This is a genomic window from Arthrobacter sp. UYCu511 (genome assembly GCF_040547105.1).
GTDB classification, from domain to species: domain Bacteria; phylum Actinomycetota; class Actinomycetes; order Actinomycetales; family Micrococcaceae; genus Specibacter; species Specibacter psychrochitiniphilus.
Map to the genome: position 1 here is coordinate 283301 of NZ_JBEPPB010000003.1, position 11447 is coordinate 294747.

General features: G+C 58.7%; 5 protein-coding genes. 1 reads left to right on the plus strand and 4 read right to left on the minus strand.

The window, feature by feature from the left end; all coding sequences use genetic code 11:
• Window positions 1-36: 36 nt before the first annotated feature.
• The 4 genes from ABIB48_RS06895 to ABIB48_RS06910 all read right to left on the minus strand — a co-directional run bounded on the left by ABIB48_RS06895 (window position 37) and on the right by ABIB48_RS06910 (window position 8997).
• The gene (locus tag ABIB48_RS06895) at window positions 37-6177 is read right to left on the minus strand and encodes an Ig-like domain-containing protein (RefSeq protein ID WP_354212523.1); all 6141 of its coding nucleotides are present in this window, start codon (window positions 6175-6177) and stop codon (window positions 37-39) included.
• A 154-nt stretch (window positions 6178-6331) separates the two neighbouring features.
• A complete protein-coding gene (locus ABIB48_RS06900) occupies window positions 6332-7411 on the minus strand; it encodes an adenylate/guanylate cyclase domain-containing protein (RefSeq protein WP_354212524.1) in 1080 nt (359 codons plus the stop codon).
• Complete coding sequence (locus ABIB48_RS06905; protein ID WP_354212525.1) at window positions 7395-7994, minus strand: PH domain-containing protein; 600 nt, start codon at window positions 7992-7994, stop codon at window positions 7395-7397. The genes ABIB48_RS06900 and ABIB48_RS06905 overlap by 17 nt, the downstream gene beginning before the upstream one ends.
• Window positions 7987-8997 carry a biotin--[acetyl-CoA-carboxylase] ligase gene (locus tag ABIB48_RS06910; protein ID WP_354212526.1) on the minus strand — a complete coding sequence of 337 codons (1011 nt, stop codon included), beginning with the start codon at window positions 8995-8997 and terminating at the stop codon, window positions 7987-7989. The genes ABIB48_RS06905 and ABIB48_RS06910 overlap by 8 nt, the downstream gene beginning before the upstream one ends.
• 226 nt (window positions 8998-9223) lie before the next feature.
• Here ABIB48_RS06910 and ABIB48_RS06915 point away from each other — a divergent pair, with 226 nt between their 5' ends.
• A complete protein-coding gene (locus ABIB48_RS06915) occupies window positions 9224-11395 on the plus strand; it encodes an HNH endonuclease signature motif containing protein (RefSeq protein WP_354212527.1) in 2172 nt (723 codons plus the stop codon).
• The last annotated feature ends 52 nt before the right edge of the window (window positions 11396-11447 follow it).

Below are 11447 nucleotides of genomic sequence, written 5' to 3' on the forward strand. Positions count from 1 at the left end.
GGAGCGCTCCCCAATGCCGCAGCTACAACACCCCAGCTAGCAGCGGATGTTGCCACCGTTACGGTCGCGTACATCCACGGTGTCGCTACGGACCCAACGTCCGGAGACTGGTCCGCTGCTCATGACATACCAGTTGCTATGGCAGCCCGTTACCGTGACCCAGCCGTCAGCGTAGTCCAGCCAGTTGCCACCAAGGTTCACATTCCCACCTGGGGATTCAACTCCATCACAGCGAACAGGGTTGGTCTTGAATACTCCTCCCCCGCTGGGCCCCATGGTGCAGGAGTGCCAGTCCCCGGCTTTGACCCGAACTTCGGTGACCGGCGGCGTTGGCTTCTTGGGGCCACTTGTCACGGTCTTCGAGGCTACGGGACCGTAGGTGCCAATGGAGTTTTTGGCACGAACCGAAATAGTCACTGAGGTGTTGTACCCGCCAGTATCATACGTGGTGCTACCGTTGCCGGATTTGGCGCTCCAGCCGCCGGAGCCCACTTTCACTTCGACGGAGGCCGCGTCCACTGCCCCGCCGGGATAGGACCACGAATAGGACACACTTTGGGAGTCCTCTCCACCGTTGCTCCCACCCACACCGGCAGCACCCGGCACTCCGTACGGTGTGACTCCCAGTGATGCCTTTGAGGCATCGCCCACAGAGCTCAACCCTCCCGCCGCTGCCTCGGCGCGGACCGTGGCAGAGACTTCCTTGCCGTTGGTACTTGCCAAGACCGCCCCGGACGCCATACCACATGTTTCACCCATGGTGGAAAGTGTCACACAATAGGTGACCTCATTAGCGGCAAAACCATTGCGCTGTGTGTCATCGAGAGGGGTGTAGGTCAACGTGACTTGCCCACCGGCCGCATTCTGATTGGCCACCGCGATTTCCGGCGCTGCCATGATAGCTACCTTCCCAACAGCGCGCTGCGGTGCCGAGGCAGGGCTCGAGGAACTTGTTCCTGCCTTGTTGGTGGCGGTCACGGTGAAGATGTAGGGCGCTGTGGAGTTACCCACTGTGACGGTCTGGCTGGTACCGGTGGGCGTGTAGGTTCTCACGCCGTCCCCTCCGCCGGACTGGGTCAGAGTGTATTTGCTGATGGCCGCGCCATTGATGAACGGCTCATTCCACTGCACCGAAATCTGGTTTTGATTGCCAACTTTATCCAAAACAGTAACCGTGGGTGCGGCAGGCGCGTCCGGCACACCGGCCGGAACCACGGATGCCGAGTACGGCCCCCAGTCAGAGGGTTTGGGCGCATTGTTAATGGCTTGGACCCGGAATTGGTACCCGGTCCCATTCGCCAAACCGTCCCAGGTGACGGAATTGCCTGTGAGCCCTGTCCGCTGGCCGTTCTGCCCGGCCGGTACCGGGGAAATCTCCACAGTGAATTTAGTGACAGCAGAGAATTTACCCACTGGAGTCACCCAATCCACGGTCACTGCCTTGTCACCAAATGTGGTGGTGGGGGCAGCCGGTGCATCCGGTTTACGGTCCGGAGTGGCAGTGACGGACGCCGGCGACGCCGGCGATTGCGCCACCGCGTTGGTGGCGGTCACCGTGAATTTGTAGCCCGTAGCGTTATCCAGTCCCGTGATGGTGCACGTGTTAGTTCCACAATCTTGCGAACCGCCTGCCCAGGCCACCGTGTACTTGGTGATGGGTGAGCCGTTATCTGCTGGCGGATCCCAGGCAAGCAACACGGCCTGGTCCTTCTCCTCCAAAACCTGAGGTTTTGTGGGTGCGTCCGGCCTGCCCTTGATAGTGATTTTGATGCGGCCAGTTGCGTGCCGCGCCTGATCCTTAGTTTTGTCCTCCACCACGTAACGCACCACCACGGTGCCCTTGTAGTCTTGATCGCTATTGACCGTGACGGCCCCATCCGTGTGCGTGACTGTCACGCCGGCAGAACCGGTTTCCGTCATGGTGTCCACCACGCGCAGCGGCGTGTCCGGGAACGGGTTGACGTCATTAGCCAGCACATTGACCACCTCGGCCTGGCCGGCATGGGCGTCCACAACAAGATCCTCGTTGGCCACCGGTAGGGGCTTGGCGGACGACGTCGCACGCAACACTACATCCGCCGTCACCGGCGCGTTGGTCCCATCAGTGACGGTGAGCGTCATTGTGCCTTGCTCGCCCACCTTGGTGCCGTCACGCTGGGTGATGGTCAGGACAGTTCCGGATAAGCCAACCTCAAAGTTGCCCGGCTTGTTCTCCCCTAGTGCGAACTTGAATTTCTGCTGATCGCCAGGATCAACATCAAAGGCGAGCGGGCCGACGTCGAGCTTCACACTCTCTTGTTGGGGCACATCTAGAGAAGCCCCCGTGAAAGTGGGCGGGGTGTTCTTCTTTTTCTCCTTGGTGCTGGCCGGTGCAGGGTCTACCAAAGTCATCACTGTCAGCGTTGATTTCAGGCCCTCGGGATCATCCGGGCCGGAGCCGTCGGTGACCTCGAAGGTGATGGAACCGGGGCCATAGAACTTAATATCTGAGGCGTAGTTGATTCCTGCACCGTCACCGGCAATGACCTTGTCATTACTGGCACCGACCAAGGAAATTTTGGCGGCCTCACTCAGGCGTGGCGTGCGGCCCTCCCGCACCTGGACGTAGTCGGAGAGCATCATGGTGGCACTCGCACCCGCCGTCATGCGGATGACCTTATTGTTTTTCAGGACCGGGTATTGCTTGTCCATGCCGGGCACCCAAATCACGGCGGTGGCCTGCAAACCATCTTGATCCGTGATGGTGTAGGGAATCATCTGTTCCTGCGGACCCAGTTCAATGCGCACTGCACCATTGCTGGTGACGGTGGCGGATTCGGTCACAATACCCTTGACCGGTTGAATGCTCAGCTTCAGATCTTCTGTGACACCGTCCGGATCAGCATCATTTTCCAGCACGGGAACATCTACCGTGTTTTTGCCCAGCATTTGCTTCACCGTGACCCGGTCATCCCGGGCGATGGGGGCTTTCAACGCGGCATCAGGGGTGACTGTCATACGGATATTGCCGGTGGCTTTGGCCCCGAACTTGTCAGCAACCGTGTACATCATGGTGGCAATGCCGGTTTCCTTCGGCGCTCTCACCAGCACCTTGCCCTGATCGGTGATCTCGGGAAACATCTCTTCGGGGCCTTGGAAACCACCCTTGACCAGGCCCAGCTGGCCGCCGTCGGGATCGGAATCGTTGAGAAGAACATCCAAGGAGACCTTCCGGCCCGGACGCATTGTAATGTAATCATCCTCAGTGAAGGGCGGGTGGTTCAGTGCCAGTGGCGGCGCCACACCCACATCCACACGGGCTACCGCCTCGGCCCCGAGCCTGTCCCGAACCCGGTATGTGAAGGTGTCAGTGCCAGCAGAACTACCGGCTGCCGTGTAGAAAATGTAGCCGTTGCCGGTCTCTGCGGTGCCCAGTGCCGGGCCCTGGTCAATACCCACCAGTTCCACGGAATCACCCTCGGGGTCTATGGCGTTCAGCGGCACGGCAATGCGCACTTGATCCCCGGCAATGACACGGCCTGTCAGGTTCTTCGGGGCTGGCGGGAGGTTACGTTCCGGGTCAGGTGCCACAATGGTGATGGTCACTGGCGCTGAATTGAACTGGCCGGAGCTGTTGGCCACCTTATACACGCCTTGGACTGTTTTCGGTGTGGCACCGGCAATGAAACGCAGCTGGTTCTGATCCGCGAACAACTTCCCGTATTCCGCGGCAGGCACCTCATCTACTACGGGTTCTTTGAGCACCTCACCATTGGGATCACTGTCATTGGCCAAGACAGGGATGCTTACTACGTCACCCACGCGCACCATCGCAGTATCGGGTTCAACCCGTGGGGGCTGGATTTTATCCGGTGCCGGGATCCTGACCACAGAGATCTCTCCGGTGGCGCTGCCGGCACCATTGGAGATGGTGTATTCAAGGCTCATCTTGTCACGCAGACCGCGCAAGTCATTGATTTTGATGATGCTGCGGTCAATGATGGTTGCTGAAACAGGGGAACCTGCCGGTAGTTCCACTGATTGAATCACCAGTACTCCCCCGGCAGGATCTGAATCGTTGCCCAAGACATCAACCAGTGCCGAACCACCCGAAGGCAGCATCACCAAGTCCGTAACAGCTATAGGCAACCCTTGGCGGTCAGCTTCCACCACATCCACCCGGATCAGACCGGTGGCGCTCTGGGGCCCATTGGTCACCTGATATTCCAGATACTCTTCCTTCGGGGTGTTCGAGGTGAAGGTTACTGTGCCGTTGTCAGCAATTTCTGACACTGTGGTGTTCGGTGGGCGGGAGATACTGGCGAGCCGGAGCTTTCCACCTGCCGGATCCTGATCATTCTTTAGCGGCGCCAACACTACCGGCTGGCCAACTACTGCGCGGACATGGTCTGCATTCGCCACAGGAGGCACTCCCCCCGCAGCTTTGACGTTGACCTTGAGCTGCTTCTCGGTGACGTCCTGGCCATCGGAGACGGTCACCGTCATGGTCTTCATGCCGATGCCTTCACCATCGTCGGTGTAGCTCAGTTCGCCGTCGGGCGTGGTCTTGATGGCAGCGGAGTCATCATCGGAGACGGCACTGTTCAAGAAGATGTCATCCCCATCAGGGTCTATCCAGTCCGTCAGCACGTTTTGCTTCATGGTCTGGCCTTGTTCTATCACCAACGTGGTGGTGCGCATGGTGTTGGGCGGGGAGTTTTCACTCTCGGGCACCACGCGTATATTAACGGACCCCTGAGCGGTTCCTGCGCGGCCATCATTGGCTGTGTAGCTGAACGTGCCTGCGCCAGTGGCATTCTCGGCAACGTTGATCTGCAACCCAGTGCCATCGTAAATGGACTGGAGTGCACCAATCTCGGGGTCAGTTGTGGGAGGCTCCACAGTCAGTACGTCACCGTCGGGATCGGAGTCATTGAAGAGCACCGGCAAAATAGTGGTCTTGCCCGCCCGCACCCCAAAGGAGTCTGGGGCAGCTTCCGGGGGACGGTTCGGCTTTGTCCTGTCCGGCAAGGTATTTACCACGTTGGGGTCAGCAGATTCCTTGTCCGCGTTGTCTGCCTTTTTCAAATCGGTTTTTAGATCATCCCAGTTATTGACCAGCAGCATGTTCTGGTTGACCAGCCAGACGTTACCGGTGTTCACATCGTTGAGAACCACCACGTCACGGTTCTTCCGGAACACAAACTCAGACTTTGCCGAAGCCTTGGGAATCTCCACCAACTTGCCAGCACCGTTGCACGCGAGTACGTACTTGTTGGCGCCGGACCAGGCAGCATGAACACAGCCGTTCTGCACCACGGGCGCCACAGCCTTAGCCGTGGTCCCCAGTTCCAGTACCTTCGCCGCAGAACCGTCCAAGGGCTGTGTGAACAACGCTGTGGCCGTTTGCAGCGCCACAAAATTCCCGTCAACAGTGGGCTGAGCCAGCACGGCGCTCTTGGAATCGGGGATGGTTACGCGTTTGCCGTCCGGCAGGAACAAGGTCTGAGATTCGGGGGAAAAGACAACAGCTTTGCCCCCTGCCACAGTGATTTGTTTCTCGCCCGTGCCAGCCAGCCCCTCAACTTTCACCCGATCCTGGGAGGCAACCTTGCCGGATTCGTTCATGGTGGTGGTGATTAGCTCGCCAGCCTCACCATCCACCGTAAAAATGGTTTCATCAGGCGCCGTCACAGAAACAGCACTACCCAACTTGGTCAGGATGGGCGCTGTGGTCTTTTGACTAAAACCAGGCACCGCCTCATTAGCCAGAGCCCACACCTTACCCGCACCAGAATCCGTCAACGAGACAATATTGGTACCCTGTGACACTTGCTTGGACCCGCCCAGGTCCGTCTCGGAGGACATCGCCATCATCGGCACGTTCACAGGGTTCAGGAGGTTGCCGCCCTCGCCACTCATGAACACGTTGCCACCATCTTGCACCACATCGAAAGTGGTGGAGGTAGCAGCAAAACCACCGTCAAGGACCTTCGATTGGTCATTGAGGTGACCTACCAAGCCTTCAGCACGGTTAGTTACCCACACGCTGCCATCATTGAGATCAACATCAGCCGTAGTGAATCCCGGGTACACAATGGCACCTGTCACAACAGCAGCGGCCGTTAATACGGCCGCTGACGCTCCAAAGAATTGTTTTTTGTTGCCGGTGCGCTTGAATATGTCTGTTAATGCCATGACTAGCCTTTGCTGCCCCTCTGCAGTGGGGAATGGGGTACAACCATTTTTGCGGCCCAAAGTGCCCACAAAATGCCACTGTTAGACTACCGGATTCTTCCAGTTGATTGGCATACCCGCAGAAATTGCTTTACTAGTCCACTACCAGACCTTTTTAGTCCACTACCAAGCCTTGGCCTTTGCCCCGTCCCAGCAATACAGGGGCAATCTCGCCAAAGCCGCGCACGTTTTCAACCGGCAGCTGGGTCAGCACAAAGCGGTCGTCATTAGTTAGTGCCGAGGCTGTCACTGAGTCAATGAGCACTGTCCCAGGTTCGGCCAAGGAGGTCAGCCGGGCGGCCAGGTTAACGGTGGGTCCGTAAATATCACCCAAGCGGGAGAGCACCCGTCCCCAGACCATGGCCACACGGGCTTCGGGCAGGAAGTCATCCGCTGCCATGGCTTCTGCCAGTGACAAGGAAATCTGGGCACCGGCCACCGGTGTTTCACAGTTAAAGAGGACTTCATCACCGATGGTTTTGACCAAGCGGCCACCGCCCACGCTGATAATCTCGGCGCAAACATTTTCAAAGCGCTGGACCAGGCGTGCCAGGGTCTTTTCATTCATGCGCCGTGACAGGGAGGTGTAGCTGACCAGATCTGCGAAGCCCACGGCGCGTGCCAGGGGCAGCGGCGCGTCGTCCTCATCGCCGTCGCGCCCCAATTCACTGGACGCGAGGCCTTCTTCAGCGCGCACCGCTAGGCGCTGGACGCCAGCGTTGAGCTGGCGCCGGTAGGAATAAATCAACAGTTCTTCAAGGGGCGCAATGAGATTGGGGAGCTCGGAAACCACCGCGCGCCGAGCTTCGGCGTCACTAACACCATGTTCCACCACGAGGTCCTCCACGAGAGCCTCAATCTGCCAAACAGCCATCCTGTCAGTCATCTGACCGATGGAGCGGGTGACTGAAATGGCGGTTTCTTCTGTTAATAGCCCCTCACGGACCATGGTGACAACTATTTGCAGGGCTTCCTGGTCACGCGGAGTGAAGGCCATATCCTCGTCCCCAAGGTTGGGGAAACCCATGGCACGCCATATTTTGCGTGCCGACAATAGTGAAACGCCAACTCCGGCGGCAACTTCACGGCGCCTGAGCGTCCGTTCGCCGCCCAAGAGTTGTGTTTCCAGTGCCTTGGTTTGATTGTGCGAGGCAGGCGGCAACAGCGGCTCGGGTGGATCAATGGTCTCTTCCAAGCTTGCGCTGCTCCTTTTCGCTCATCCCAACCACACCAGCGTAGTCCCGTTCCCGGGGTGTTTGCTGCATGGGCTCTCGGAACTCCGTAGCCCAAAATTGTTGGGCATCTTTAATAAATTCATTCCAGTGCGGAATTTCGGGTATAACCACTACGGTGTCGGGGTGCATGAGAAGTTCCAAGTCACCCGAACCGACCATTCTTTGGCGCCAATTCTGCACCGGACGCAGTTCCTTGATCTGGGTCAAGGCGCGTACTTGAAAACGCCTGCCCATGAGGCCTTTACGTACCAGCAGCCTTTGGTTGGTCAGAACATATTTTGTCCCAGTCCACCGCAGTACCCGCCGAAGCGGATAGAAAAGCCACACCAACACTACCAAAACCAACACACAAACCATCAGCGGCTCACGGAGCGGCTCAGCCCCTGGAGCCCATTCGGAGAAGGTGTGAGGTTGCAGCTTTTCCAAGGCCGCCGAACCCACCATGACGGCCATCAGGCCCACGGAGATGGGCCACAAAAGTATTCGTGAATGGGGACGGTTGGAGATGTGCACCTGCTCATGTTCCAGCAGTAACTTACGCATAGCCGATCGCACCATCGGATCCGGTACGGCGAAGGTGCAGCACGTCGCCAGCACTGACCGTGTGCTGCGTTCCTTGCTCATCCCGGAGCCGCAAACTGCCGTCAGCATTGACGTCAATGGCTGTGCCATAGAGCATGGCGCCGCCGGGCAGCTCGGCCCGCACTTGCTGTCCCAGCGTACTCATCAGAGACTTAGCAAGCGCCAGCGCACTGACTCCCCCCGCGAGAGGTAACTGGGCATCCCCACCAACAGCCGCAAACGCTTGGTACAGCGCCGCAAAATTGTTCAAGTACGCAGGAAGGAGCTTATTCCTATCAAGGCCCGGCGCCGGGACGCCCTCCACCAACAATGATGTGGCACGATCTGTTGGCAGATCCTCCTCGCGGGCACTGACGTTGACACCAACCCCAACCACCACGCCGGCCCCCACCGGGGTGAGTGCGGCCGCCGCAGTCCCCGGGACAGCCTGCGCAGCTGGGGTTCCCGGGACAACTTGGGCCAGGATTCCCGCCAGTTTCCGTGAGTTCACCACCACGTCATTGGGCCATTTCAGCGTGGCCAAGACACCTGTTTCTGTACGCAATGCCTGACACAACGCCACTGCGGCAAGGATCGAGAGCCAGCCATAACCTGTGGGCGCGAAGGAAGTTCCCGAACCGTTGCTTACGCACTGCTCCCCAGGCCATACCAGCACGCTAGAAATCATGGCAGTACCCGCTGGCGCCTCCCAGGTCCTCCCCAGACGCCCCTTGCCGGCCGGTTGAGCATTGGCGATCAGGACGCTGAGGTCAGGCCAAAATTGTTGCGTGTCAGCAGCATTCGCAGCCAAGTCAGTGTTGGTTGAGCCTGCGGATTCCACTACATCAACGCGGGCAAAGCCTCCCTGCGGGCTCAGAAGGGCAGCCTTGAGCTGGTTCCTGTCTAGAACAAAATCAGCTTGCGGCACATCCGTTTGGGGTCGCCCAGGACCATTCTGTTCAGGTGTTGTGGCTGTGCCAGTCATGGTTCCAATCTTAGTCAGGCCTCAAGGCTGATGCATCACTCCACAGGTGGAGAATGGCCATTTCCCACGGGTTTCCAGTCCGTTTCGGCAGTCAGTGGTCCACTTTCCGGATCTCGACGGCCGTGGTGGCGGTGTTGTTTCCTCCACAGGGGTGTTGGTGATGTGGTGGTCCACGGATGTGCTTGGTCTCATGTTCTATGTCAGTGCCTGCTAATAGAATAGATGTATGGATACAGCAAGGGGGAACCCGGTCAATCCGGGATCCCTTTCAGGGGCTTTACGAGTTGGTGACCACGTTCATCAACTTCTCAACCTCGCCCACGCACTATCCACCACCACCGAGCCCACTGGTGCTAACACGGTGGACGAGCCTGCTGCGCCCACTGCCTGTTCTAGCAGCGCTGGCCCTTCACAGGATCCTGGCCCTGTTCTGGGCCGGGAGGTCAGTATGGGTCTGGAGGTCAGTGTGGGTCTGGAGGTCAGTGTGGGTCTGGATCTCGGGGTGTTCACTGATGTGGAATGTATTCGGTGGGCTCAAGACCTTGAGCAACTCCTACGCTTTGGCCAAGCCCTAGCAGTACAAGCCGCTGGTGAACTCAACGAACGAGTCCATGCAGGGCGCTACGCAGAGACCGGAGCCCGAGGAGGCACCAACCTCTTAGTGCAATCCCTGCAACTAAGCACCTCCGAAGCGAACCGGCGCATCCGCCTGGCTAAAGAAGTCCTCCCCATTACCGACCCCATTACCGGTACCACAGCCCCTACCGCTTACACAGGCCTCGCAACAGCATTCTTCAACGGCTCCCTCTCTCAAGAACGGGCCCTTACCGTAGCCCATTACCTCGATGAAGCCTCCCGGCTGGCTAAAAACGCGCGTATCAGCACCGAAGAAGCCACCGAGGTTGAAGAAGCACTCGTCTCTACCGCCCAACTCCAAGGCCCCGATTTCATCCGTGCCGTAGGCAACCAGATCATGAGTCACCTAGACCCCGACGGCAACAAACCCAGCACCTCAGACCTCATCGCCAAACAAGGCCTGTTCTTCCGCCAACCCCGCCGCGGACTCGTCTCCCTCTACGGCGCCTGCACCATCGAACAATACGAACAACTCTTCGCCCTGATCAGCTTCGCCACCAACCCCAACAAACACACCAACCCCAACACCATCAACACCAACGACCCAGACCAAGAAGACGGCACCGACACCACTGCCAGCACCAACGAAGCAGACAGCAGCGACCCCACGGGCGGGGCTGCCGGCACAAATACCAGCGGCGGGACCGACACCAGCCGTAACCAAGAATGTGCTGGGCAAAGCTCACTTCTAGAACAACTACGCGATCTCTCCGCCCAGTTCACCACCCCCAACCCACCCGACCCCACGGAACCAGAACCGGCCAGAGCCACACCACCACCTCTGGGTAACGGATGGCGACGCAAGCTAGAACCCGGGGAAATACCACCACGGCCACCACAAGCCCCCGAGAACGCCATCGCCCCCGTCTTCGACGGCGATACCTGGTTCTGGTTCGCCCCAGCCGCAACAGATAACCCAGTACAAGCAGCGGACCCAGTGACTACCGCATCTACCGATATTGCAGAGGACGCAGCCAAAACTGCGGACCCTGCGGACCCAGCGAATCCAGTGGATGCTGTGGATGCTGCGGATCCAGTGGATGCTGAGGAAACAGTGCCGTGGCCTCATCAGCTTTACGGCATCAACGTCCCAGCCCCGGGCAGCAATGAACCCTTCGAATGGCTAGATTCCATCGACCCGAACAGCACCGACCCGGCCGTGAAAGACACCCGCACCTACGGACAAAAACTCCTCGACGGACTCATCTCCTGCGTCAAACTCGCCGCCCGCACTGGAAAGCTCCCCCTCAACGGCGGCCTGAAAACCCAACTCATCCTCAGCTGCACCGAAGCAGAACTCCGCAACAACACCGCCACCGGCACCGGCACTATCTACACCACCCATAGCGGCCCCATGCCACTGAACCTCTTCGCACAAACCCTCTGTGACCCTGAGATCACCACCATCACCTACAGCACCGGCCAAAACATCATCAACCTAGGCCGCACCCAACGCCTTTTCACCCCCACCCAACGCAAAGCCCTCTACGCCCGCGATCTCGGCTGCACCTTCCCCGACTGCACCAGCCCCGCCACCTGGTGCGAAGCCCACCACATCACTCCCTGGCAAGACGGCGGCCCCACCAACCTCAACAACGCCACCCTCCTCTGCCAACACCACCACACCCTCCTCCACCACAGCCAATGGCAACTACAACTCATCAACGGCACACCCTGGTACACACCCCCCTTCACCATCGACCCCACCCAAACCAAACGCCGCAACAACTACCACCACGGCCTCCCAAAAAACACCAACTAGATCAAAAGACAACAACTGTTCCACAACGCCAGATTCTTTTCGGCCGACTTTG

What these genes read in the sequence shown, in the direction of transcription:
- ABIB48_RS06915 (WP_354212527.1), top strand. Translation starts at nt 9,224, where the DNA reads ATGGATACAGCAAGGGGGAACCCGGTCAATCCGGGATCCCTTTCAGGG.
- ABIB48_RS06910 (WP_354212526.1), bottom strand. Translation starts at nt 8,997, where the DNA reads ATGACTGGCACAGCCACAACACCTGAACAGAATGGTCCTGGGCGACCC.
- ABIB48_RS06905 (WP_354212525.1), bottom strand. Translation starts at nt 7,994, where the DNA reads ATGCGTAAGTTACTGCTGGAACATGAGCAGGTGCACATCTCCAACCGT.
- ABIB48_RS06895 (WP_354212523.1), bottom strand. Translation starts at nt 6,177, where the DNA reads ATGGCATTAACAGACATATTCAAGCGCACCGGCAACAAAAAACAATTC.